Annotated in this window: 19 protein-coding genes; 11 read left to right on the forward strand and 8 right to left on the reverse strand. The window is 61.4% G+C overall.

What is annotated here, in order from left to right; genetic code table 11:
• Positions 1-248: 248 nt before the first annotated feature.
• From QQL76_RS02650 to QQL76_RS02670, 5 genes are all read right to left on the reverse strand, one after another.
• A complete protein-coding gene (locus QQL76_RS02650; protein WP_126008675.1) occupies positions 249-596 on the reverse strand; it encodes a hypothetical protein in 348 nt (115 codons plus the stop codon).
• A 1,202-nt stretch (positions 597-1,798) separates the two neighbouring features.
• Positions 1,799-2,971 carry an AAA family ATPase gene (locus tag QQL76_RS02655; protein ID WP_499207094.1) on the reverse strand — a complete coding sequence of 391 codons (1,173 nt, stop codon included), beginning with the start codon at positions 2,969-2,971 and terminating at the stop codon, positions 1,799-1,801.
• Entirely contained in the window at positions 2,890-3,789 is a 900-nt protein-coding gene (locus QQL76_RS02660) for a hypothetical protein (protein ID WP_499206255.1), read from the reverse strand. Before QQL76_RS02660 ends, QQL76_RS02655 begins: the two co-directional genes overlap by 82 nt.
• Before the next feature lie 524 nt (positions 3,790-4,313).
• The gene (locus tag QQL76_RS02665; RefSeq protein WP_499206256.1) at positions 4,314-5,267 is read right to left on the reverse strand and encodes a hypothetical protein; all 954 of its coding nucleotides are present in this window, start codon (positions 5,265-5,267) and stop codon (positions 4,314-4,316) included.
• Positions 5,268-5,766: 499 nt separating this feature from the next.
• The gene (locus QQL76_RS02670) at positions 5,767-7,164 is read right to left on the reverse strand and encodes a hypothetical protein (RefSeq protein ID WP_499206257.1); all 1,398 of its coding nucleotides are present in this window, start codon (positions 7,162-7,164) and stop codon (positions 5,767-5,769) included.
• Positions 7,165-8,154: 990 nt separating this feature from the next.
• On the opposite strand from QQL76_RS02670, the gene mbhE reads away from it, so the two are divergent.
• The 11 genes from mbhE to QQL76_RS02725 all read left to right on the forward strand — a co-directional run bounded on the left by mbhE (position 8,155) and on the right by QQL76_RS02725 (position 20,456).
• Positions 8,155-10,482, forward strand: a complete 2,328-nt coding sequence (gene mbhE / locus QQL76_RS02675; protein WP_499206258.1) for a hydrogen gas-evolving membrane-bound hydrogenase subunit E — start codon at positions 8,155-8,157, stop codon at positions 10,480-10,482.
• Between the two features lie 6 nt (positions 10,483-10,488).
• Positions 10,489-10,893, forward strand: a complete 405-nt coding sequence (locus tag QQL76_RS02680) for an MnhB domain-containing protein (RefSeq protein WP_404863906.1) — start codon at positions 10,489-10,491, stop codon at positions 10,891-10,893.
• Entirely contained in the window at positions 10,890-11,276 is a 387-nt protein-coding gene (locus QQL76_RS02685; protein ID WP_126008687.1) for an NADH-quinone oxidoreductase subunit K, read from the forward strand. Before QQL76_RS02680 ends, QQL76_RS02685 begins: the two co-directional genes overlap by 4 nt.
• Positions 11,269-12,774: a proton-conducting transporter membrane subunit gene (locus QQL76_RS02690; RefSeq protein ID WP_499206259.1), complete on the forward strand. Its 1,506-nt coding sequence runs from the start codon at positions 11,269-11,271 to the stop codon at positions 12,772-12,774. Before QQL76_RS02685 ends, QQL76_RS02690 begins: the two co-directional genes overlap by 8 nt.
• A complete protein-coding gene (locus QQL76_RS02695; protein ID WP_499206260.1) occupies positions 12,771-13,106 on the forward strand; it encodes a Na+/H+ antiporter subunit E in 336 nt (111 codons plus the stop codon). Before QQL76_RS02690 ends, QQL76_RS02695 begins: the two co-directional genes overlap by 4 nt.
• Positions 13,103-13,396, forward strand: a complete 294-nt coding sequence (locus QQL76_RS02700; protein WP_126008693.1) for an MrpF/PhaF family protein — start codon at positions 13,103-13,105, stop codon at positions 13,394-13,396. Before QQL76_RS02695 ends, QQL76_RS02700 begins: the two co-directional genes overlap by 4 nt.
• Positions 13,393-14,625, forward strand: coding sequence for a cation:proton antiporter (gene mnhG / locus QQL76_RS02705; RefSeq protein ID WP_499206261.1), 1,233 nt, complete (start codon positions 13,393-13,395; stop codon positions 14,623-14,625). Before QQL76_RS02700 ends, mnhG begins: the two co-directional genes overlap by 4 nt.
• 40 nt (positions 14,626-14,665) lie before the next feature.
• Entirely contained in the window at positions 14,666-16,108 is a 1,443-nt protein-coding gene (locus QQL76_RS02710) for a sensor histidine kinase (protein ID WP_499206262.1), read from the forward strand.
• Positions 16,109-16,112: 4 nt separating this feature from the next.
• The gene (locus QQL76_RS02715) at positions 16,113-17,438 is read left to right on the forward strand and encodes a sigma-54-dependent transcriptional regulator (RefSeq protein WP_499206263.1); all 1,326 of its coding nucleotides are present in this window, start codon (positions 16,113-16,115) and stop codon (positions 17,436-17,438) included.
• A 145-nt stretch (positions 17,439-17,583) separates the two neighbouring features.
• Positions 17,584-19,026, forward strand: a complete 1,443-nt coding sequence (locus QQL76_RS02720) for a phosphohexomutase domain-containing protein (RefSeq protein ID WP_499206264.1) — start codon at positions 17,584-17,586, stop codon at positions 19,024-19,026.
• Entirely contained in the window at positions 19,026-20,456 is a 1,431-nt protein-coding gene (locus QQL76_RS02725; protein ID WP_499206265.1) for a mannose-6-phosphate isomerase type 2 family protein, read from the forward strand. Before QQL76_RS02720 ends, QQL76_RS02725 begins: the two co-directional genes overlap by 1 nt.
• Before the next feature lie 12 nt (positions 20,457-20,468).
• Here QQL76_RS02725 and QQL76_RS02730 read toward each other — a convergent pair whose 3' ends face one another.
• Genes QQL76_RS02730 through oppB form a run of 3 tightly spaced genes read right to left on the reverse strand, consistent with a single transcriptional unit; the run spans position 20,469 to position 24,148 of the window.
• Positions 20,469-22,082 (reverse strand): ABC transporter ATP-binding protein, encoded by a 1,614-nt coding sequence (locus QQL76_RS02730; RefSeq protein WP_499206266.1) that lies wholly within the window; start codon positions 22,080-22,082, stop codon positions 20,469-20,471.
• A 1-nt stretch (position 22,083) separates the two neighbouring features.
• Complete coding sequence (locus QQL76_RS02735; RefSeq protein ID WP_499206267.1) at positions 22,084-23,214, reverse strand: ABC transporter permease; 1,131 nt, start codon at positions 23,212-23,214, stop codon at positions 22,084-22,086.
• Positions 23,215-23,224: 10 nt separating this feature from the next.
• Positions 23,225-24,148 (reverse strand): oligopeptide ABC transporter permease OppB, encoded by a 924-nt coding sequence (gene oppB / locus QQL76_RS02740; protein WP_126008705.1) that lies wholly within the window; start codon positions 24,146-24,148, stop codon positions 23,225-23,227.
• Positions 24,149-24,222: the final 74 nt, after the last annotated feature.

Genomic DNA, 24,222 nt, shown 5'->3' on the forward strand with positions numbered 1-24,222 from the left:
GCCGGATCGAAGGATCATCGCGTCGACTGATACTGGGTGGCTGCGGCGATCGAGGATAGGCGTTCTCGACAGGAGGGAACACTGTTCCTGGATTCGATTTTGCGCGCCTAACATTTCTGATTCACATTCGGAGAATCCCGTTTCTAAAGTAGGGAGTAACGGAGGGAATGCCGGGATTGGTGTTGAACGGCGTTTATAAGGTCGTCCCGTAATCCTTTGGTCGCGGCGGGCAACCCAGGCTGCTGATGTCAGTCACCCATATCGCTCAGGTGCCGCTTCCGGCGAAACGGAGGCTTGTTTGATTGACGGTACCGCTCAACGAGTTCGTCAAGCGCGATCTCGCTTTGGCGCTCGTCGAAGCCCTGAGCTTTGAGCGCTTCAAGAACAGTACACTGCATCCAGTCGCGGTGTTTCGGCTCAGCTTTCTCTGCCATCCGGATCGACTTCCACAGCCAAACGCGTGCGATGTCGTCGCGATCAGGACGTCGCAAGTCCCGCATCTCATCTCGATAGGCCTGTTGCCGCTCACGCTGCTCTCGCCGCCGGATGGCTGCTTGGCGCGTTTCTGTTGTGCGCTTCTTGGAACGGCTGGTCATGAGCAGCATCCCTTCGGTCCAATGTTGACACGGCGGCGCATGCGCGGTCGGTGGCGTGACGTTCTGGACGTTGGGTGAGTTTGGCAGGCGTCGAGGCGGGTGATGGTCGTTGGCTTTGGTCGATGGGTCATGGAGAATGCTCTGGAGCAAGATGCCCCTTTATAAGGGTGCGTCGCCAAGCCTGTCGGCGCAATCCATCGCATTGGAATTCGTGCAGATGCGGACAGCGCACTTAGCCCATGCTGCCCAGGGTCGGCTCATCCCGTCACCAGCCACAAGTGCAAACGCCGTTCAGCGGGTGAATCGCTTTCGTTAACGTCTGAATCTAAAACATCGAAATCGGATTGAATTACTTCAAATCGACCCGAAGTGTTTGAATGTTCGCACACATCGGAATGCCTTCAGGCGAGGCCGCATGAGAAAGCGGCTTTTTTCTTCGAATATAGGCCGCGAGCGATTCCAACCGGCCAAATTGCGCACATTTAGGGATGCATGCCGGTCGACCATCCGGCCGTGACGTCAACACTGATGCCGATAGCGAGAATGGGTGGCCAGACCCGCAAACGGCGTTGGTCGATGAATCGCAAATGTCACGACGTGAATCAGCATTGTCGACGGCCACCGGGGGCTGCGGTCGGTAGAGTGCCAACGGCTCTCTGCCGCGATTGCGTCGGCTGGAAGAACGCTTGGAAATGGATCGTCAAAACGCGTGGGACGAAGCACGTCCAAGTGAATCCGAGCGAACTTGGGCGGTCTTCTCGCGGCAGCTTTCCGCTCAAGAGCAGCGCCGACCCAAGATCAAACGCCGTTGCTGCGTGACTCGCGTTTATCGCATTCAGAATCGCGAATATCGATTTATGAATCGCCGAGGCAAGCATTGAAGCGATGTGCGGAGACATCATCTCAATTGAATCTGCCCAGCACGCAAATCGAAATGCCTTCATCCGCCAAGCCCTGGGGGCGTGGCCCTTACGTGGGAAGGGGCATGGCGCAGGGAGTCGACGTGCCGGATGCAGGTCGTCCCGTGGATTCAATTGTGCCGTCATGTCAACATCGCGCATCTTGGCCGACCACCGCGCGTGGCCTGCAAACGCCGTTTGCCGGTGAATCGGAATTCTTAAGCTGCAGCTGCTTGATCGAACGGCGAGGGACCGTTGCGGTGGTGTGACGTCCATCCGTTCGTGCCGTCCCTCGCTATTTAATCATGCGACGTTTGTCGTCTGCGCTGCACCACGACGTTTCGCTGATGTCCGCTGCCTCTCCATGAGGCTCTTCACCTGATGCCCAGGCATCGATCCATTTCGCACCAAATGTATTGCGATAGCCTCGACCGCCTGCCGATCAGCCGAAACAATGTCCTTTGCTGTCTTCAGGCAGGATTTGAGGATGGCGTCCACCCGCCCCGTGAGTTTGAGGTCAGATCGACGCAATCGATCGAGGGCAAAGGGGTCTTGGGCATCGTGATAGACGAGCGTCGGACCGAAACCCATCGCTGCTTCCATGATCGTGACAAGGTCAGTTGCCCGCTGCAAATCGCTGCCGGGCACGGCTCCCGCGCCATCTGCATGCTCGCCGTAAAATACGGTCTCGGCTGCCATCCCGGCCATCAGAATGGTGACCTCTTCTAGATAGCTTGCACGTGATCGCCGCTTTAGCGGCTGCTGCAGAAGCGTGACATGGCCGCCTAGCCCAGCATGTTCGCGTCTGAGGGTCCGGTTGATCTCGATCATCTCAACACCGCGCCCGAGTGCAAATGCTACCACCGCATGGCCAGCTTCGTGGATCGCCATGACTTCTACGAGCTCGTCAGGCACCGCGATCTCTTCGGGAAGCTCCGCCATGAAGTCATCCAGCATTACGGCCCGGCGCTCTTTGCGCGCACGCCGCCTTGCGCGGCGGCAGAGTGCTTCCAGGTCAGCACCCGACCAGCCATCGGTCACAGATGCGATCTTCTCGACGACGTCATCGGCCAAGGCATCTGGCTGATGGACACGCAAAATCGCTCGCCGTGCTGCTTCGTCGGGAAGTGGGATGTCGATCTGCCGATCTAAGCGTCCGGGGCGCAGAAGCGCCGGATCGATCCCGTCGCTGTGGTTACATGCCCCGACAATGACAACGCCTTCGCGATCATCGAGCCCGTCAATGCATTCAAGCAGGCCGTTGACGACTTGGATCGAGTAACTGGCATGGTGATCACTGAATTTTGCGCGGTCTCCGATCGAGTCAAACTCGTCGATGAACAAGATGCTCGGTGCGTTTTTACGGGCCTCTGAGAAGGCTTTTCGCATAGCCTTCAAAAGATCGCCCAAATGCCCCGTCGCTTGCCACCGTGCAACGGACGCCGCGACGAGATGCGCCTCGCAACTCTTCGACAGTGCCGCTGCAAAAGTCGTTTTGCCCGTCCCGGGAGGTCCACACAGAAGGACGCCACGATCGACATCTGCCCAGGCGAGCTCTCCGGCTTTCCATGCAGCCAGGTCAGACGCGAGGTCGAGGCCCCATGTTTGCGCAGATCCATAGCCAGAAGTTCCTGAAGCGTCATCGAACGCGGCTGCCGCGATGATGCGTCGGGCTGCTTTAACCGATTCTCTTTCGTACCGTCTTCCGCGATAGCCGCTTCGACTTCTTCGATAATCTCACTGACTGATCTCCGTCGCCCCGTCGCAAGAGCAACGAGGTCGATCGGCAAGCGCGAGATGCGGTCGATCTCCACGTTTGTGGCGGCCAGGCCGAGACAGACTTTCAGCGCTGCCCGCCAGTGCGCAGGTGTCGGAGGCTGCATTTGCAGCACAGCATCGAAACCCAAACGACACCTATGGGGGATGAAATCTAGGCTTTGCGTCAGGAGCAGATACCGTGGCATTTCCATCAGCCGGACGGGCAAGTCCTCCAACCACAATGGCGATGTCTCTGCATCCACTGGGTCGACGTCATAGTCATACGATTCCTGCAGATCGGCCGCGCATTCAGACAATGCGAGCCTCGCAGCGCTGACCAGTGTCTTGGGCTCAAAGCCAGGCGGGACAAGAAGGATAAACCGTCCCGGTTGGCCAGAGCGAAATTCGCGCTCGTTCCGGAGAGCGCGGACGATCATCGCCCGGCGCAGGAAACGGGAAAGGCTCATGAAACCTTTGTGCTTCTGCCGCTGCGACTGATCGGTGATGTGTCGAGGAAACGTAGCGTACGCTTTCATGCTGCACCTCCGATCGCGCTGTTGGTGTTTGGCTGGAGCCGGACGCGTCCTTCTGGATCGGTGATGTGCAGAAGCGCACGACGGTGGATGTGGCTGAGAACCAGAAGGGCGGCGTGATCTCCTGCCAGCCCGTGCCATCCGAGCTGTGTTAGGACTGGCATCGGAACTGACCCGGGCCGGAAATTGCCCATCCGTGCGAATTGCATCGTCAGCCCGATGAGTACTGCTGAATCTGACAGATCAGAAATCCAAGGCGCATTCAGAGCTGCGGGATACGCTTGCCCGACGACCTGATCGTCCGCTCCACGTGGCTGTTGAGAGCGAGCGGTTGACCGATCGGATGTCGGACGGACGCGACGGGAAAGGCGTTTCTCGGACGCCGCTTCGAGGGTGGGTTTGACTGGGAGTTTAATTGGATTTTGCATGACACAGCTCCGCTGCTGCCGCTGCTCGCTTTGGGCGCGGCGCAGTTCAAAGGATGATGAGGGATGAGTAGCGGAGGGCAGGGGCCGAGCCCCTGCGCCTCAGGCGCTGATGCTGACGCTGGCTGGGTGCAGTCGCGCGAGCCCGACCGGGGCCATGGTCGCGGCCCGGCGGTGTGGTGGTATTCGCTTCGTGCCGTCACCGAGATCGTCTTCGTCATCAACGTCGGTCGATGCGACGTCGGTAGAGGACGGATCTGAACCGACCGTCGGTCTGAGCCGCGACAGGTTGAAAGTGCCGACTGCAATCTCTCTCAAAAGGGCGTCGACAGCTGCACGATAGACAACCCGGCATTGCTGCAGATCCGCCGCAAGGCCGGGCATGCCCAGCAGAGCATCCAAGTGGCACATGCCGAAAATGCCGTCGCCGTACGAAGCACGGCTGTCGGCCAGATCAAGGATCGCGATCTCGGTGCGCGCCACCATGGTCCTCTGGTGCTCGTTGTAGAGGATCTGAGGCGCGACCAAAGCTGCCGCCAACATCTTGTTCTTTAGCTGGTTGAGCTGTCGATTGCCGGAGTAAGACGACAACGATCGCTTGACGTCGACAATGATCGCGCGGCTGGTGGCTCTCTCGATGACGATGAGGTCGGGACGATAATGACGCGTCGCCCGTCGATCTGGATCAACTGCCAAGCTGGAAAGTCGCGACCACTCATTCAACGCAAGCATGCGCTCGGCGTCGTCGACCACGGGCAGATCGATGCCGCTATCGAGAACCCGGAATCGGGGTTCGGATAAGACCTTTTCCCGTAGCAGCTGTTCCAGCATGCGTCCCTCGGCTGCGGTTACCTGCGCAGAAAGGGCAATGAGGCCAGCCGACTGCCAATGCGCATCTGTGCTGGCTGAATGGCAAGATCGAAGCTGGCGGATGGCATCGTCGACGACCAGTTGATGCTGTGGGTCGACGGCATGAGACGATGCGGTCGATGACGGTGTTGAAAAGGAAGCTTGGTTTGCGGACGCGGCAAGGCGCACGCCATGGGAAAATGACATGGAGGATTCCATCCTGGAACTGGCGCATCGGAAGCGAAGACGAGCGCAGGTCAGGCGGCATCGAACCGGCGCAAACGAGGAAGCGCTAGAATAAAGCGACGCGACTGATCGGCAGCCCGGGCGACTGGATGCGGAAGATTGAACTGAGGGACCGAGCTGTCGCGGCCGGGTCTACAGCGGACGACTGGCTATGCCGGGGTCGCGCAAGTCTGGGTGACACGATGGCGCTATTGGCGAAACGACGCGGTTGTGGGTGCTCGTTCTCAGTTCTAGGCAGGATGGGGGAATCTGGATATCTGTGTGCATAGCCTGGTGAACCTTTCAGGAGGTTTGGCGGGTCAGGCCTTCGGCAGTGTTGGTAGCACTGGCGGAGGCCGTCTCTCACGATGTGAGAAGATCTAGAATATGCGGTAGATCTGATAATTCAATTGGATAATGCCTCTCGGGCTATCCTTCCGTATCTAATGGTTAATGGCGTGCAGATCTGCATTCTTGCAGATCATGCTGCTTCTCGCTGATCCATCTGCTTAGCCTTTTCTTCCTCATACGCATCAAGGATGCTGTCGGTCCAGGCGGTCATCGCCGTCGACTTGAGGTTGATGTGCTGCGCGCCGCCGTAGGCCATCAATGTGATGCGCGCGGCGCGCTGTCGCCGAAACTCCTCCCGCTGCAGCATCGTCATCCGCTCGTCGTCGAGGCTTTGCGACAGTTTAATCTCGTGCGCCATGATGGCGGATGCGCCGCCAGGCATTCCCAGCTCATCCATTCGCTGGAGCAGGGTGCGGCGGATGTCGTGGGGCGACCACCATAGAATGCCTCTCTCGCTGAAGAGGTCGACCCGGGTCTTCTTGCGCGTCGGTGCGTCGTCGGTGCCTTGTTTCTTCGTGCGCTTTTGGTCCCTCATCGCCATGCGCTTCATCACGTTGTTGATGACTGATTTATGGGTGGGCTTGTCGGGGTTCGTTGAACTCGGGAAGGCCCAGTCGCTTCGGCCGACATATTTGCATTTCGCCAAGTGCTCCTGGATTTTGGCCGAGGCGCGCGGTGGTATCGGCAACACATGCGTCTGCCTGTTTTTCATGACGGACCCGTCCCAGGCCGCGAGCATCCAACCCTCGCGACCAGGCATCGTGTCCGCGTTGAAGTCATATGATTTCAGCATCAAGCCCGCTTGGGCCCGCTGGGCGGTCAGGGCTAGCCACCAGAGCCCCGCCAAGGCGCTCGGTGCCACGCCGACTTTCTTGTTGTATCGGCCCGGGAACGGCTTCGTCGAATACTCCTCTGCAATCAGCAGAGTTTTTACGATTTCCTGAATAGTTGGTCTTCGTGTCCTCGGCCTGACCCCGAAGGGGCTCGAAAGCATTCGCCACCACGGCTCGACTGTCTCCAGTCCCGCCTCCATCGAGTGAAACGCCGCTACGTGATCCATGACCGATCGGAAATTTGTGAGAAGCTTCTCCGAGGGTCGGATGCCATGCTTGTCTTTGATGGCCTTTCGCAGCGTTTCGATTTCACCTCGGGTGATGGAAGTGACCGGCTTCTCCAGCAGCGGCTGAAGGATCGGGCGGCTGAACGTGTGGCGGTATTCATCGACCGATCTGGGTCGCAGCGGTCGCTGCGCACTCGCATCCGACCGTTCCTTCAACGTCTCCTCAAGGCATGTTCGAAAAGTCCAAGTTTCTGCAACTGGCCTCACCGCAGAAACGGCCTTGTCATGATCCTTCAGGGAATGCCGGTTGGAAAGGTAATCGTCGACGAGCGCCTCTTCGCCATTTCGGATCATCGCCTGGACGTGACCAGCAATCTCCTTGGCTTCGATGATCCCCTTGATGGCCCACGGGTGCGTCTTTGGATGAGCGTAGCCGATGACCTTGGAGACCTTTGTGGTCTTCACCATCCAGGACACTTTGCCGCCTCGAAGGCGGAGCGCCAGGCCACGATGGCCTCGGTCCGTGAGGGTGTAGCTCTCATCGATTGCACCCTTCTTCGAGTTCTTGAGCGCTGCCCGGGAAGCCGCATCTACGTGGTGCATTTCAATGTATAGGTTGTGCTTTCCAACCATGAGTTTTGGGCTCCCAGAAAAATCCGTACCATTCTCGTACCATTTCAAATTTGTTGACAAGCCCTTTTCGCACAACGTGTTGAGTGATTCGCTAATGCCGAAACGAGCTCAAAACGTTAAAAAATGTCAACATTATCAGAAATTTATGCCCCAAAAGCGCTGCGCCATCGGGAGTTGTCAACATTTTTGGCTACAACCGAAAAAGCCTCTACTTCGGATTGTGGATCCGGAGGTCGGTGGTTCGGGGTCGAAGACGATCCCAGCAAAATCCACAATCTAAAGATGTATCTTGATGATGCATTGGAGATGGCAGAGATGACTGCGGCGACCTCAATCTGCATCAGATGCAACTGGTCCCGTTCAAGCGCTGGGATCTCTTCCCGATAGTTTAAGTGGATCCGAAGGGCAGGTTCGGATCGGGTGACGTGTGCAAAAGTTGGGTTCTTGCGAGCCGGCCGAAGCAACGACACTTATTCAGGTCGTTCGGCGTCGTGATATTTGGTCGTGCCGGCGGGCTAGGTGACGCGCACTTCAGAAAAATCAGTGATCATCGCCGTTCCCCCTGCATCTCAACCTAATGTTCAGATGTTGCCGAGCAGCTAGCATGGTCATGTCTTAGAAGTGCAGCAGGCGGCGATTTTCTGCCGTGGCGGCTTTATAGGTGTCCCTCATTGCCGCGCATGTTCGAAATTTCGAACTCACGTCGTGAGGCTGTGTTCAGCTTTCTGAACGTTCAGCTTTCTCAGTCCCCCTAAGCATCAGAAATTGCCCATCCTTCCATTCTGGCATGCCGCTTGCTGACCTGTTTGTCACCAGCAAAGAGGAATGCATGCCGTGACATTTGAATGGAGCATATTGATCGCTTTGGCGGGGGCCGTGGTTGCTCGGCCGGTTTCGTCGGTTCTGGGGCGGCACACGGGGTGGGCGATCAGTCTCATTCCGCTGTTCATTTTCGTGTCCATCTTCCTCCACGTAGCGCAGGTGGCGGGCGGGGAAGTGCTGTTTGCGCAGCTCTCCTGGGTGCCATCGCTTGGGGTCGAACTCGCCTTCAGGCTGGACGGTTTCTCGCTGCTCTTTGCCTTGCTCATTACCGGGATCGGCACGCTGGTGACGATCTATGCGGGCGCCTATTTTGCCGAGAAGCCGAGCGGTGAGCTTGGCCGCTTCCTCAGCCTCATCATGCTGTTCATGACGGCGATGCTCGGTACGGTTCTGTCCGACAACCTCATCGTCATGTTCGTCTTCTGGGAACTGACGAGCCTCGCATCTTTCCTGCTGATCGGCTTCGACGGCCACAAGGAGGCTGCCCGCAAGTCGGCTCTTCAGTCGCTCATCGTCACTGGCGGCGGCGGGCTCGTGCTGTTTGCCGGCCTCGTCGTGATCGGCATGACGCTCGGCACGTTTTCCTTCACCGAGGTGCTGGCGCGCTCCGACGAGCTCGTTGCCAGCCCCTGGGCAGGCATGATCGCGGTGCTGATCATGATCGGCGCTTTCACCAAGAGTGCCCAGTTTCCATTCCACTTCTGGCTCCCGAATGCCATGGCAGCGCCGACACCGGCATCGGCCTATCTGCACTCGGCCACGATGGTGAAGCTCGGTGTGTTCCTTCTGGCGCGGTTCGATGCCGTCTTCGCCGAGATGCCGGCCTACGGGCACACGCTTGTGGTGGTCGGTTCCCTGACCATGATCGTTTCGGCCCTTCAGGCGCTCAGGGCCGAAGGCTTCAAGGCGGTGCTGGCGCAATCCACGGTGGCTTCCCTCGGCATTCTTGTCATGCTGATCGGCCTCACCGGCGAGGTCGCGGCCGTGGCGACAGTCGGGTTCATTCTGGCGCATGCGCTCTACAAGGCGGCGCTCTTCTTCTGCGCGGGTACGGCCATTCATGCCACGGGCGAGGCGAGCCTCGGAAAGCTTGGCGGGCTTGCGCGTTTCTTGCCGGTCACTGCCGTCGCGGCGGTGCTCGCCAGCCTGTCCATGGCCGGGCTGCCGCCCTTCGTCGGCTTCATCTCGAAGGAGTATCTTTTCGAAGCGCAGCTTTCGAGCGACTGGAACGTCGTACCGGTCGCTATTGCCGTCCTGGTGAACGCCGTGATGGTCGGTGTCGCCGGTGTCGTCTCTATTCGGCCTTTCTACTTCAAGCCCGAGCGGGTCTCGAAAGTCCACCACGGCGAGACGGCCGGTCTGCTCATCGGCCCGATGCTGCTTGCCGCCGGCGGCATCCTGATCGGTCTCGTCCCGGCACCGGCCGCGCAATGGCTCATCGGTCCGGCCGCTTCGGCTCTCTATGGACAGCCGATCGACGTGTCGTTCTCGCTCTGGCACGGGCTGACCCCGATGCTGTTCCTTTCTGCGCTGGTCGTCTTTATCGGCGCGCTGATCGTCATCAAGTGGACGCAGATCCACACGGCGCTGAAGAGCTTCGACCATGCCTATGGGTTCCTTGGCGACCGCTTCTATCACGGTGCGCTGAACGGCGTTCTTGGTGCGGCGCGCATATCGACGCGGTTGCTGCAGAATGGCGACCAGCATCGCTACACGACGATCGTTCTGCTGACGGTCATCGCCGGGCTGGTCATTGCGTTCTTCGCAGCGCCAAGTGGGGATTTTCTGGCTGGTGAGGGCGATATCCGCATCTCGGTCGCGCTGGTTCTCGCATTGACGGTGATCGGCGCCATAGCAACGATCCTGGTCCGCTCGCTCATCGCGAGCCTGGTATCGGTCGGCATCGTCGGCTTCGGTTCGGCGGTCATCTTCATGCTGAACGGTGCTCCCGACCTGGCGCTGACGCAGATCGCGGTCGAGACCCTCATCGTGATCCTGATGACGGCCGTTCTCCTGCGGCTGCCATCGCGCACCCGTCATTCCCGCACGGTCTCCGAACGGCGGCGCGATGGGCTGATTGCGGGTGGTTTTGCCGCCGCGATGTTCGTCGCGCTCGCATCCATCGGGGTGACACCGGTCGATCTCAGGCTGTCGGAGTATTTCGGCGAGACGAGTTATCTTGAAGCCTATGGCCGCAACGTCGTGAACGTCATCCTCGTCGACTATCGCGCAATCGACACGCTTGGCGAGATCGCCGTCGTCGCCATCGCCACCATCGCAGCGTGGGGCCTGCTGCGCGGTGCCATCAAACCCCTTCGCACAAAGGAGTAAGCGGTCATGTCCGTCATCTTCTCAACCATGTCGCGGCTCTTCTTCGTGCTGATGCTGGTCGCCTCGATCTACATGCTGTTTCGCGGTCACAACGAGCCGGGGGGCGGGTTCATCGGTGGGCTGTTCGCCGCGCTTGCCTTTGCGCTTCTGGCGCTCGCCGACAGTGTTGCGGCGGCACGCAAGGCCTTGATCGTCCATCCGGTCGTGCTGATCGGCTGCGGGCTCTTCCTCGCCTTCCTGAGCGGTCTTCCAGGCCTCTTCTCGGACGGGTCCTTCCTGACCCACTGGTGGGCGGAACTCGGCTCCACGCATCTCGGCACGGCAACGATCTTCGACATCGGTGTCTTTATGGTCGTCATTGGCGGCGTTCTCGCCCTCGTATTCCGTTTTTATGAAGGAGTGGAGCAGTGAGCCTGATCTACGCTTTCGCAGTCGCAGCCCAGATGGGTGCCGGCGTCTATCTCCTCTTGTCGCGTCACGTGATGCGCATCCTCTTCGGGGTGGTGCTTTTGTCGACGGCGGCAAACCTGCTGATCTTCGTCTCGGGTGGCCTGCAGTTCACCGCTCCGCCGGTGATCCCGCAGGGTCAGCAAATGCTCGGCGAGGGAGCGGCCAACCCGCTGCCCCAAGCTCTCATCCTGACCGCAATCGTCATCGGCTTCGCGCTCGTGGCCTTTGCAGCCGCGCTCGTGTTGAAGGCCTATCAATCCTTGGGCTCGGTCTTCACCGACGAACAGAACGATGCCGAAGAGCTCGGCTCGCCCTTTGCAAAGAAGGCTGCCGACAATGTTTGATACGCTTCTCCTCTGGCCCGTCATCCTGCCGCTTGCCGGTGCGGCACTGGCAGCTGCGCTGCATGCCTTCCCGGCTGTACAGCGGCAGGTGGCGCTCACCACCATGGTTCTGACCTTCGGCGCCTCGCTGTTTCTTGTCGATGCGGTCATGGAAGGCGCGATCCTGACCAAGGCGTTCGGTGGATGGATGCCGCCTTTCGGCATCGTTTTCGTTGCCGATCGCTTCAGTGCCGCGATGGTCGTGATCTCGAGCCTGCTTGCTCTCTGCGCGCTCGTGTTCGCCATGGGCGATCTGCGCCAGCGCCAGGTGCGCTCGGGCTTCTATCCGCTCTTCCTCGGCCTCATGATCGGCGTCAACGGCGCGTTTTTGACCGGCGACATCTTCAACCTCTATGTCTGGTTCGAAGTGATGCTGATCGCGACGCTCGGCCTCATCACGCTGGACCGCACGCGGGCGCAGATCGATGGCGCGATCAAATACGCCGTGCTCAACCTCTTCTCTACCATCCTGTTCCTGATGGCGGTGGGGCTGCTCTACGGGGCAACGGGCACGCTGAACATGGCGGACCTCGCAGTGGTGCTGCCGCAGACCGAGCCATCGGCTGCGCTGACGCTCACGGCGATGATGTTCCTGCTTGCCTTCGGCATCAAGGCCGGGTTCTTCCCGATGTTTTTCTGGCTGCCGGCCTCTTACCACACGGCGTCCATCATCGTTTCGGCGGTCTTCGCGGGCCTGCTGACGAAGGTCGGTGTCTACGCGCTCTTCCGCGTCTTCACGCTGTTGTTCGAGGTGGATAACGGCACACTGAAGCCGCTGATCGCGGTCATCGCGGCTGGAACGATGCTGTTCGGCGTGTTCGGAGCCGCGATCCAGTGGGATGTGCGCCGTATCCTGTCGTTCCACATCATCAGCCAGATCGGCTACATCATGCTGGGCCTGGCGGTGGCGACGCCGCTCGCGCTTGCCGGCGCCGTCTTCTACATCATCCACCACATCGTGGTGAAGGCGAACCTCTTCTTCGTCGCCGGCGCCATTCACCGGGCCACCGGGTCGTTCGACCTGCGCAAGTCCGGTGGGTTGATGAAGGCTTCGCCGCTTCTGGCAGTGCTTTTCGCCATTCCAGCGCTGTCGCTGGCAGGTATACCGCCATTGTCGGGCTTCTGGGCGAAGTTCATGGTCGTCGATGCGTCCTTCCAGGGCGAGGCGGCATGGCTTGCCGCCGTTGCGCTGTTCGTCGGGCTTTTGACGATCTTCTCGATGAGTAAGATCTGGATCGAGGCTTTCTGGAAAGAACACCCGCGTGCCGTGCGTGCGCGTCCGGTTCCGGCGGTCATGCTGGTGCCGATCGCGGCGCTCGGCATCATCACGCTCGCCATCGGCTTCAATCCCGAACCGCTCGTCGCATTCTCGAACTTGGCTGCGGAAAGCATGGGCGATCGCACGCAGCTCATCGGCGCCTTCTATGGCGGTGAGCACACAGCAGGAGTAACGCCATGAACTTCATCAATCGCTCCGTTCAGGCGGTGGTTCTGTCTGCCGTCTTCATCAAGGAATTGGTGCTTTCATCGGTTGCAGTGGCGCGTCAGGTTCTCGGTGACAGCGCTGCTCTCCGGCCGGCGATCCTGGCGGTTCCGGTGGGGCTGCGCAGCCGGGCGGGCATCACCACGCTCGCCAATTGCGTCAGCCTGACGCCTGGAACCACCTCGCTGCATGTGAGCGAGGACCTGTCCACACTTTACGTCCACGTTCTCGATGCTCCGGATGCGGACGCCGTGGTGACAAGCATCAAGAATACATTCGAGACGCGCATCAAGGAGATTGAAGGATGATCGAGTTTCTGGACGGCATTCTGTCGACCTTCGCCGCGGCGATGATCGTGATCCTGATGGTGCCGCTGACGCTGGCGGCCATCCGCATGATGACGGGTCCCGGTTATGCGGATCGCTTCGTCGCACTCGACATGCTGACGGGGATAGCGGTCGCGATCGCAGCATTGACGATGATCGTGACCGGGCGCCGGGAATTTCTCGACATCGCCTTCGGCATCGCGCTCATCGGCTTTCTCGCCACATGCTCGCTTTCGGCCCTGCTCGAGAAGAAGAAGGAGAACGAGAAATGATCGCGCTTCTCTCCATTCTGTTCAAGCTCGCGGGCGTCGTCTTTCTCTGCATTGCGGCACTTGGCGTGATGCGTCTGCCCGATCCGTTCCAGCGCATGCATGCGGCCACCAAGGCTGGCACGCTCGGCGCCGGCCTCGTCATCATCGGCAGCGTCATCGCCCATGGCGCGCTCGATGCGACGATCCTCGGTATCTTTACCGTCATATTCCTGCTTCTGACCGTACCGGTTGCCGGCCATCTTCTTGGCCGGGCCTCCTATGTATCGGGGGCGCGGCTGTCACTTGGCGGTGACAACGCTCTCGAAGGCGTGCTCGAGCGGTCGAGCCTGCCGCTGGACGAGCGCATGGGCTGGCTTCCGGCAAATGTGGATGGCGTGAAGTCGCCGGCACCAAAGGCATTTGCGCCGAAGCGTTCGAAGGCCTCGCTGCAGCGGCTGGAATCGGTGCGTTTCGCTGTGATCGATGGCAATGTCGATCTGGTCGCGCAGCGTGCCTCCAGCGTTGCGAAGCAGAACGAGGCCAAGCTTTCCGCGCACGTGCTCATCGATGGCCATGCGATCGACACGGCGGAAGATCCGGCGCAGATGCGCCGGCTCATCCGCGACCGCGCAAGCAAGGCCGTGAACACGCTGAAGAGCTTTATCGGTGTCGATGCCGTGCTCAATTACAGCGAAGGCGATCCGGAACAGCTGCTCGCCTGCGACGGGTCGGGAGAGGAGCTTCTCATCCTGCCATGCCAAGGCTGGTTCCATCACCAGGTCGAGGAACGTCGCAGCCTGACGACATGGGAGCCGGATGGTCTCTTGCGGCTACCGTCCGTTCATCGAGGCCCTGTCCTTTTTACCGGCAAGCACCTCGCGTCGGGCGCGGCGATGGTCGTCGTGCGCGACTGCGGGGAGGACCATCTGCCCGCGCTGGTGGAATGGGCACTCATGGCGCAGTTGTGGCCGGTGGAGAGCCTCGTCCATGTCGCGGATCGCGGTGCCGATACGCGCGCGATCGAAGAAATTGCCAGGAATTTTCGTTGCGGATACCGGCTCATCGAGGCGAGTGCAGAGGGTTGTGCCATCCCGGATGAGTTGCGGGATGCGGACGCCGTCATCCTTGGTGCAACGCCCAAGCCGCTTCGCACCAGCTGGTTCGGCGCCCATTGGCGGTCGCGCATCGCCCCAGACATGGGCGGCGACGTGCTTATCATGGAAGCGCCGGAGGGCCGTGCTTCTGCCTGAGTCTGGTGCAGCGGCGGCAAGGTGATGTATGGCTGTTGCCATGCAGTCGCGACTTCGCCAGACCTTGCCGCTGACCCTGGCTTTGCCGCTGTTTGTGGCGGTCGCGATTTTCGTCGTCGCGGTCGGCACGACCCAACTCGGTATAAGGCTGCTGCAGTCCAACAGCGAATCGGCGCTGCGCGATCAGGCTGCTGTCTTTCTCGACGCGCTTGCGGGCAATATCGCAGCCGAGACGTCGGACACGCCGGCGGCCGTGGAGCGGCAGCTCGAGGCGTCGCTGACCTATCGGACGGCGTTGCTCGAAGAAGCCATGGCGGCGCGCTGGACGGACGTATTCGGTACCACGCAGACGATGGTTCTCGGCGAAGCTCACCGATCGCTTCTCGTCACGGCACTCGATGACGCAGCAAATCTTGGTGCCGGCGAAACGGTCTTCAGCGCGTTTCCCGATCGCGGTCTGCTTCTGGTTCTCAGAACCTATGCCATGGACGATCGCGTCCTGTTTCTGGCTGCGACCTTCGACACGACACCTGTCAAAGAGACGGCCGACACGGCCTCGGGCGTCGCTCTCGGGATCGATTTCCTGGTCGCGATCATCGCGGCCATAGCGGTCTATGTGATCACCTGGCGCGCGCTTGCCCCGCTCGACGCATTCATTAACCGGCTGGCCGATCAGGACGCGCTGACGACCGCGTTGGTCTCGTGGCGCCAAGGCGACGAGTTGCGCCAGCTGGAAGCGGCTTTGGCACTCCGCGAGCGATCTGAAGCCGAACGCATGAAACTGCTCGAACAGATGGCGCAGCAGGAGCGCGATGCTCTTCTCGCGCGCATGGCGGCTGGGATCGCCCACGAGGTGCGCAATCCGCTGGCGGGCCTGAAGAACGGCGTTTCGACCTTGAAGCGCTATGGCGACCGCCCGGATGTTCGCGAACAGACACTCGACTTGCTCGAAAAGGGTCTCGACAGCATCGGTCGTGTCGTTGACGTGACGCTTTCGACCTATCGTCGGCGCTCGGGCACCAGCCGCCTGTTTGCACGCGATATCCGGGACCTCGACCTTCTCATCCAGCCCGAGGCAAGACGGTTCGGCGTTCAGCTTGAGTGGGTGCTGGACGAAGCTGTGGCGATTGATGTCGACGGCGATGCGTTACGGCAGATCCTCATCAACCTGCTCTTGAATGCCGTGCGGGCTTCGCCTGCTAAGGGGAAAGTGACCGTCACGCTCGCGCAGGATGTGCGAGAAAACACGGTCTCGATCGAGATCCAGGATGAAGGCCAGGGAATGCCGCCTGAAATGGTCGCCGCGATCATCTCGGGCCAGTTGGAAGCGATACCGGCCGAGCGGGGAATCGGTATCTGGGTCATCGCCAATCTGGTCGAACAGATCGGTGCCAGCCTTTCGATCCGCAGCGAGGATGGCGCCGGAACGATGGTCAGGATAACGCTTGCCGCACCAACCGCTCCAGCGGCAACCAACGGGTGACTTGATGTCTGGTGCACTGATCTTGCTGGTGGAAGACGATGCCACGCTTGGAGCATCTCTGCGCCAGCGGCTGGAACTGGAAGGGTTCGGCGTCAGCTGGGCGCGGTCGGCCACCGAGGCGCGCACTCTGCTGGCGTCGCTGCAGCCGGCGATCATCCTGTCCGATATCCGCCTGCCCGATGGCGATGGCGAGACGGTCATGCGCAGCCATTTCGACCGCAATGGTCTCGTGCCGACGATCTTCATGACGGCGTTCGGCGACATCGACCAGGCCGTGCGGCTCGTGCGTGCCGGCGCGCTGAACTACGTGACGAAGCCCTTCGACCTCGATCAGCTGATCGAGGAGCTTCAAAACATCACCCGCAGATCGCTGGTGAAGGAGGCTCCGGCCGACCCGTTCGCAAACAGCCCGGCGATGCGCGAGATCGGGCAGATGCTGAAGCGTGCGGCGTCGACCGACATGCCCGTGCTGCTGCTTGGCGAGACGGGCACGGGCAAGGAGGTTGCCGCAAGGTATCTCCATGCCAGCGGGCCACGGGCGTCGGCGCCGTTCGTCCCCGTCAATTGCGGGGCGCTGCCTGCTGATCTCGCAGATTCCATGATCTTCGGTCATGAGCGTGGCTCATTCACCGGCGCGGTCGGCGCACATCGCGGTTTTGTCGAGGAAACGGAAGGCGGGACGCTGTTCCTGGACGAGATCGGCGATCTCCCGCTCCCACTGCAGGTGAAGCTTCTGCGCGTGCTGGAATCGCGGGAATATCGCCGGCTCGGCGGTAGCGACACGCGCAACTTCAATGGCCGGATCGTCTGTGCGACGAACCAGGACCTCGCCGCACTCGTCGCGGAGGGGAAGTTTCGCGAAGATCTGTGGTTTCGTATCAATGTGATCACACTGCAGCTTCCGCCCTTGCGCGAACGGGGCAGCGACATTGGTGGACTGTTGAAAACCTTCGTCGCTTCGGCGGCGCAAAAAGCGGGTCGCCTGCCACCGGAAATCGGTGCGGAAGCGATCGATGCTGCGCTGGCGCACCGCTGGCCGGGCAACATTCGCGAGATGATCAACCGTGTCGATCGGGCGGTGGCGCTCGGCAATGACACCGTGCTGACCGCACGCGATCTTTTTCCCGACGGCAGTATCGCCCGATCGGAGCCACGGGCACAACCCGTGGACGAGACGCTATCAGCCGCCCGGGAGGCGGCCGAACGTGCCCAAATCGTCTCGGCTCTCGCCAAGACAGACGGTTCCTTGAAGGACGCCGCAGAACTGCTCGGCGTGTCGCGCACGACGCTGTGGGACAAGATGCGCCGTTACGGGGTGGGCGACCAATGATGTCTTTGAGCCAAACTGGCCACCTGCTCGGGTCGCGCTATCTCTCTAGTCCTGCGCCCGCATCTCAGGATTGTCCCGTCTCTCATGATCTCGAAATTACCCACGTTAATGCCTGTCCAGCGGCATCCATGTGAGCGAGCTGCCCGTGTCTGAGGCCGTCAAATTCGGCACCAGCGGCGTACGCGGCCTCGTCGATCGCCTGCTCGGCGGCGATGCGGGTATCTACTCACGCGCATTCATCGAGCATCTCCAGCGATCCGGCTTGGTCGGGCAGGGCGGTTCGATCGCCGTCGGCGAGGATTTACGGCCGAGCTCAGCCGCGATCGGCGAGGCGGTTTGCAACGCCATTCTGCGGGCTGGGCTAAGGCCCGTGCGCTGCGGGGTCGTGCCGACGCCCGCTTTGGCGTGCTTCGCGATGGGCCGTGGCATGGCGGCGATCATGGTCACGGGATCGCACATTCCTGCGGATCGCAATGGGCTGAAATTTTATCGACCGGATGGCGAGATCGACAAACAGGACGAAGCCGCGATCGTGCGAATCCTGGCCGAGCAGGGCTCGCATGCGGTCGGCGCTCGTTCGACAGGCGAGATTGCCGCAGCCGAAGCAGACGCGCTCGCGCCCTATCGCGATCGGTATCGCGGCTTTTTACCCAACGCGGCGCTTGCCGGTCGTCGGGTCGGAATCTGGGAGCAATCCTCCGTTGCACGGACGATGCTTGCCGAGATCGTCACCTCATCGGGTGGCCAGCCTGTGCTGCTCGGTCGCTCCGCGCAGTTCGTGCCCGTCGATACCGAGGCGCTGGGCGCGACCGATGCCGCTCGGCTTGCTGCCTGGATCGTCAGCGAGCAGCTCGATCTCATGATTTCGACCGATGCGGATGCCGATCGCCCGCTTGTCATCGACGAAAAGGGGCGGCAGGTGCGCGGCGATGCGCTCGGCCTGATCGCCGCGAAAATTCTCAACGCAGGCAGCGTCGTCACGCCCGTGACCTCGAGTTCGGGAATCGAAGCGGGCCTCTCGGCGCCCGTGCTGCGCACCCGGGTCGGTTCGCCCTTCGTGATTGCCGGCATGGCAGAAGCCGTCTCTGCCGGCCACCGAAACGTCGTCGGCTTCGAGGCCAATGGCGGGTTTTTGACCGGCAGCGACATCACCTATTCAGGCCATGTGCTGCCGGCCTTGCCGACGCGCGATGCGCTTTTGCCGATCCTCTGCATGTTCATTGCCATGGGCGAAACCGGCGCGGCTGCCTCGGAAGTCATCTCGGGGCTTGGCCTGCCTGTGGCGCTCAGCGATCGGCTGCAGGATTATCCGGTCGCCAAGGGCCAAGCGCTGATGCGCCAGGTGGCGAATGACGCTGCGTTTTGCGAGCAGTTTCTCGATGGTCTCGGTGCCGTTGAAGGAAAAGATGCGACCGACGGCGTGAAGTTCTTCCTGGCTGAACGGATGATCTTGCATTTCCGCCCTTCCGGCAACGCACCTGAAATGCGCTGCTACGTGGAAGCGCCAAACCGAGATGCCGCGGAGGCACTGCTTACGGAAGGGCTGAGGCGCCTGAAGGCGTTCGCTCCTGTGGGAGTGGATCACTGATGCCGGCATCGCAGCCGCTCATTCCGGTGCTTCTGGCCGGCGGGTCCGGCTCGCGGCTGTGGCCGCTGTCGCGTCAGCTGAACCCAAAGCAGTTTCTGCCGCTGACCAGCGAGCGCACCATGCTGCAGGAAACGGCGCTGAGACTCTCCGGCATGGCAGCCGCCCCGATCCTCATCTGCAACGAGGAGCACCGGTTCTTGGCCGCCGAGCAGTTGCGCGGCATTGGCGCAAGGGCTCAGTCGATCGTGCTCGAACCGGTTGGTCGAAACACGGCACCGGCCATCGCTGTCGCAGCGCTAAAGGCGCTTCAGGTGCATGAAGATCCTCTTCTCATCGTTCTGGCCGCAGATCACCTGATCCAGGATGTCGCTGCCTTTCGTCAGGCGGTCGAAAAGGCGTTGCCGCTGGCGCAGGCCGGCCGGCTGGTCACCTTCGGCATCGTGCCGGACCGTCCCGAGACGGGGTACGGCTATATCCAGCAGGGTGCTGCGATTGGTGAAGTTGGCTTCGAGGTCGCGCGCTTCGTCGAGAAGCCTAATCGCGCGACCGCCGAGGGCTATGTCGCTTCTGGCGACCACCTCTGGAACAGCGGCATGTTCCTGTTCCGGGCAAGCGATTATCTAAAAGAACTCGAGCACCATGCACCGGAGATCGCTGTTGCGTGCCGTCGGGCGCTCGACGGGGCGGTCGCCGATCTCGATTTTCTGCGCCTGGACCGGGCCGCGTTCGAGGCGTGCCCAGCGATCTCCATCGACTATGCCGTGATGGAGAAGACGACGCGGGCGGCGGTCGTGCCGCTGGATGCGGGATGGAGCGATATCGGGTCCTGGTCGGCGCTGTTCGATGTCCGGGAAAAGGACGCCGACGGCAACGCCTTTCGCGGCGATGTGATCGCGACCGCAAGTTCCCGTAGCTTCGTGGAAGCCGATCACCGACTGGTCGCCCTTGTCGGCACGACAGATCTCGTGGTGATCGAGACGAAGGATGCGGTCCTCGTCGCACACAAGGATAGGGTTCAGGACGTGCGCCACATCGTCGACGCCATCAAAGCCGATGGCCGTCGCGAGCATCTGAACCACGGCGAGCTCTATCGACCCTGGGGCGCGATCGACACGGTCGATAGGGGCGGGCGCGATGCGGTGAAGCGCATCACCGTCAAGCCGGGAGCGGCCATGTCGACGCAGATGCACCACCACCGCGCCGAGCACTGGATCGTCGTGAGGGGCACGGCGAAAGTAACGATGGGCGATCGCGAGGTGATGCTTTCGGAGAACCAGTCGACCTACATCCCAGTCGGCGAGGTTCATCGGCTGGAAAATCCAGGCGTCATCCCGCTGGAGATCATCGAGATCCAGACCGGCAGCTATCTCGGCGAAGACGACATCGTGCGTTTCGCGCCGCCGAAGCTGCCCGGCGACGACGATCGTTGAGCCGACAGTCGATCAGGCGGAGCGCCGGAACCTGGTCTGGTCCACCGCCGCCGCCATCAGCGCCTGCGTGTAGGCTTCCCGCGGATGGTCGAAGATTTCGGCTGTCGCACCTTCCTCGACGATCCGGCCTTCCTTCATCACGATGATGTGGTCGGCCATGGCCCGGACCACCGCCAGATCATGGCTGATGAAGAGATAGGCGAGGTCGTGCGCCTTCTGGAGGTCGCGCAGCAGGTCGACGATCTGTTTCTGCACCGAGCGGTCGAGGGCCGAGGTCGGTTCGTCCAGCACGACGATCTTGGGCTTGAGTATCATGGCGCGCGCAATCGCGATGCGCTGGCGCTGGCCGCCGGAGAATTCGTGCGGGTAGCGGTTGCGCATCAGCGGATCCAGTCCGACTTCGGCAAGCGCCTCGATCGCGCGCGCATCGCGTTCCCGTCGGGTCAGATGCGGTTCGTGCACCAGCAGACCCTCCGTCACAATCTGGCCGACCGTCATGCGGGGCGACAGCGAGCCGAAGGGATCCTGGAAGACGAGCTGCATTTCATGGCGCAACGGCCGCATCGCTTCGCGGTCGGCGTGGGAAATGTCTTTGCCCTGGAATCGCACTGCGCCCTTGGATGGCGCGAGCCTCAGGAGCGCCCGCCCAAGCGTCGATTTACCGGACCCGGATTCGCCGACGATCCCGATCGTCTGGCCTTGTCGCAACTGCAGGGAGATCCGGTCGACGGCCTTGAGATCGATGGCGGGCCCCTTGAGGAAGCCGCCGCCGACGCGGAAGGTGACCGCGACATCGCGGCCTTCGAGCAGCACCGGTGCCGTTGGTGGCGGAGGTGCCTTTGTGCCGGTCGGTTCGGCCGCGAGCAGCATCTGCGTGTAGGGGTGGGCAGGGGCGGTGAACAGCACTTCGGCGTCGTTCGTCTCGACGACCTCGCCCTTCTGCATGACGTAGACGCGGTCCGCAAAGCGCCGGACGATGCCGAGGTCGTGGGTGATGAAGACGATCGCCATGCCGAGCCGCTTCTGCAGATCGGCAAGGAGTTCGAGGATCTGGGCCTGGATCGTCACGTCGAGTGCCGTCGTCGGCTCATCGGCGATCAGGATGTCTGGGTCGTTTGCGAGCGCCATTGCGATCATCACGCGCTGGCGTTGGCCGCCGGAAAGTTCATGCGGATAGGCATCGATCCGCCGTTCCGGGTCGGGCAGCCCGACGAGCTTCAAGAGCTCGATGATGCGCGGCCGCACCTCGCTTCGCTTGAGCTTGCCGTGGTGGATGATGGGCTCCGAAAGCTGCCGGCCAATCTTGTAGAGCGGATCGAGCGACGTCATCGGTTCCTGGAAGATCATGGTGATCTTCTCGCCGCGGATGCGGTTCAGCGCTCGGTCGGAAAGGCCGATGATCTCCTTTCCGCGGTATTGCGCCGAGCCATCCGCCCGGCCATTGCCGGCGAGCAGGCCCATGATCGCCATCATGGTCTGGCTCTTGCCGGAGCCGGATTCTCCGACGATCGCGACCGTTTCACCCGGCATCACGTCGAGGTCGATGCCTTTGACGGCGTAGACGGGCCCGTCATTGGTGCCGAATTCGACCTTCAGATCGCGCACTTTAAGGATCGGGTCTCTCATTCTATCGGTCCTTCGGATCGAGCGCATCGCGCAGGCCATCGCCCAGGAAGTTCAGCGCGAAGAGGATGATCGTCAGCGTCACCGCCGGATAGATCAGGAGCCAGCTCGCGCCGCGCATGTTCGCCGCGCCATCGGAGATCAGGAGCCCGAGGCTCGTCAGCGGGGGCTGGACGCCGAGGCCGAGGAAGGAGAGCAGGCTTTCCAGGAGGATCGCCTTCGGCACCAGAAGCGTGACGAAGACGATCACCGGGCCGAGCGTGTTCGGGATCACGTGCCGGCGCAGGATGCCCCAACTCGTCACGCCCATGGCCTGGGCCGCTTCCACATATTCCTGCCGTTTGATGGTGAGCGTTTGCCCGCGCACGATGCGAGCCATGTCCAGCCATTCGGTGCAGCCGATGGCGATGAAGATCAGCACGAAACTTCGGCCGAAGAAGACGACCAGCAAAATGACGAAGAAGATGAAGGGCAGCGAATAGAGGATGTCGACGAAGCGCATCATGACGTTGTCGACGCGGCCACCGAGATAGCCGGCGACGGCGCCGTAGGTGACGCCCAGCACAAGCGCCATCAGCGAGGCGAGAAGCCCGATCGCAAGTGAGATGCGGATGCCGATCATCGTGCGGGTCAGCACGTCTCGGCCATTGGCGTCGGTGCCGAAGAGGAAGCGCAGCCGCTGCACGTCCGCCACCATTTCGGCGCTTAGACCGTCGGCGCTGAGGTTTTCGATGCGCGCATTGGAGAAGAGGTCCGAGCGGTCGACATAGCGGGTGATGCGGTCGTCGATCGGCTCGTCGTTCGAAATGAGTGCCCGCGCGGTCTGTCCCTCGATCGTGATTTCGCCGATCGTGACACGGCCGCGTTCGATCGCGCTTTCGAAAGCCGGGGTTATGTCGTCCGCACGTGGGTAAGCCTCGAAGCTCGCAGGCGCGCGAACATATTGCGGATAGATGCGGTCATAGGGGTGCGGTGACAGCATCGGCCCGAAAATGCCCGTGAGGGCGAGCGCGATGAGCACGATCATCGAGACGACGGCCGCCTTGTTGCGGCGCAGGCGAAGCCAGGCATCCTGGCCGAGCGAGCGGCTTTGGCGGTAGTCCAGTTCGGAATGGGCTGAAATGGTTTCGGTCATCGCATGATCCTCAATCGTAACGCACGCGCGGATCGAGCCACGCATAGAGGATGTCGACGATCAGGTTGAAGATCACGACGAAGACGGCGATGACGATCACCGTGCCCATGACGAGCGTATAGTCGCGCCCGAGAGCCCCTTGCACGAAATAGCGCCCAATGCCGGGAATGCCGAAGATGGTTTCGACGACGACAGAGCCGGTCAGGAGCGCGGCCGCCGTTGGGCCGAGATAGGAGACGACAGGCAGCATGGCAGCACGCAGCGCATGGGTGACGACCACGACGCGGGTCGGGAGGCCATAGGCGCGCGCGGTGCGCACATGGTTCGATCGCAGGGCCTCGATGGTGGCGCCACGCGTCAACCGCGCAATGATCGCGATTTGGGGCAGGGCGAGCGTCGCCACCGGCAGGACAAGATAGCGGAACTGCCCGCCGCCCCAGCCGCCGGCCGGCAGCCAGCCGAGCATGACGCCGAAGAACAACGACAGGACGGGTGCGATCACGAAGGGCGGTATGGTGATGCCGAGCGTCGCGGTGCCGACCACCATGTAGTCGATCCAGGTGTTTTGACGGAGAGCCGCAAGCGCGCCGAGAGCTGTGCCGACGATCAGCGCCAGCGACAGCGCCATGGCGCCCAACTGAATGGAAACGGGCAGGCCGGTCCGGAACAAATCCATCACCGAAAAGTCGCGCCGGGTGAAGCTCGGCCCCAGGTCGCCCTGCGCCAGATTGCCGAGATACAGCAGATATTGCTGCCAGAGCGGCTTATCGAGATTGTAGGCGCGGTTGATGTTTTCCATGATCAGCGGATCGAGCGGGCGTTCAAGATCGAACGGACCGCCGGGCGCGATGCGGATCATGAAAAAGGCGAGGGTGACGATGATGAACACCGTCGGTATGGCGCTTAACAGACGCCGCAGCACATAGCCGACCATTTAGGGTTTCCTGACGACGCCTATCGGCGAAGGACGGCGCTCAAAGCGCCCAGATCGAATGCGCCCGGCGATTG

This window comes from Rhizobium albus, from assembly GCA_030160035.1.
In the GTDB taxonomy this organism is placed as follows: domain Bacteria; phylum Pseudomonadota; class Alphaproteobacteria; order Rhizobiales; family Rhizobiaceae; genus Georhizobium; species Georhizobium albus.

Excerpts from the sequence above, each read along its gene's own strand:
- QQL76_RS02735 (WP_499206267.1), bottom strand. The coding sequence starts at position 23,214 with ATGACCGAAACCATTTCAGCCCATTCCGAACTGGACTACCGCCAAAGC.
- QQL76_RS02650 (WP_126008675.1), bottom strand. The coding sequence starts at position 596 with ATGACCAGCCGTTCCAAGAAGCGCACAACAGAAACGCGCCAAGCAGCC.
- QQL76_RS02690 (WP_499206259.1), top strand. The coding sequence starts at position 11,269 with ATGTTTGATACGCTTCTCCTCTGGCCCGTCATCCTGCCGCTTGCCGGT.
- mbhE (WP_499206258.1), top strand. The coding sequence starts at position 8,155 with ATGCATGCCGTGACATTTGAATGGAGCATATTGATCGCTTTGGCGGGG.
- QQL76_RS02695 (WP_499206260.1), top strand. The coding sequence starts at position 12,771 with ATGAACTTCATCAATCGCTCCGTTCAGGCGGTGGTTCTGTCTGCCGTC.
- QQL76_RS02700 (WP_126008693.1), top strand. The coding sequence starts at position 13,103 with ATGATCGAGTTTCTGGACGGCATTCTGTCGACCTTCGCCGCGGCGATG.
- QQL76_RS02660 (WP_499206255.1), bottom strand. The coding sequence starts at position 3,789 with ATGAAAGCGTACGCTACGTTTCCTCGACACATCACCGATCAGTCGCAG.
- oppB (WP_126008705.1), bottom strand. The coding sequence starts at position 24,148 with ATGGTCGGCTATGTGCTGCGGCGTCTGTTAAGCGCCATACCGACGGTG.
- QQL76_RS02670 (WP_499206257.1), bottom strand. The coding sequence starts at position 7,164 with ATGGTGAAGACCACAAAGGTCTCCAAGGTCATCGGCTACGCTCATCCA.
- mnhG (WP_499206261.1), top strand. The coding sequence starts at position 13,393 with ATGATCGCGCTTCTCTCCATTCTGTTCAAGCTCGCGGGCGTCGTCTTT.
- QQL76_RS02710 (WP_499206262.1), top strand. The coding sequence starts at position 14,666 with ATGCAGTCGCGACTTCGCCAGACCTTGCCGCTGACCCTGGCTTTGCCG.
- QQL76_RS02730 (WP_499206266.1), bottom strand. The coding sequence starts at position 22,082 with ATGAGAGACCCGATCCTTAAAGTGCGCGATCTGAAGGTCGAATTCGGC.
- QQL76_RS02715 (WP_499206263.1), top strand. The coding sequence starts at position 16,113 with ATGTCTGGTGCACTGATCTTGCTGGTGGAAGACGATGCCACGCTTGGA.
- QQL76_RS02665 (WP_499206256.1), bottom strand. The coding sequence starts at position 5,267 with ATGTCATTTTCCCATGGCGTGCGCCTTGCCGCGTCCGCAAACCAAGCT.
- QQL76_RS02725 (WP_499206265.1), top strand. The coding sequence starts at position 19,026 with ATGCCGGCATCGCAGCCGCTCATTCCGGTGCTTCTGGCCGGCGGGTCC.
- QQL76_RS02680 (WP_404863906.1), top strand. The coding sequence starts at position 10,489 with ATGTCCGTCATCTTCTCAACCATGTCGCGGCTCTTCTTCGTGCTGATG.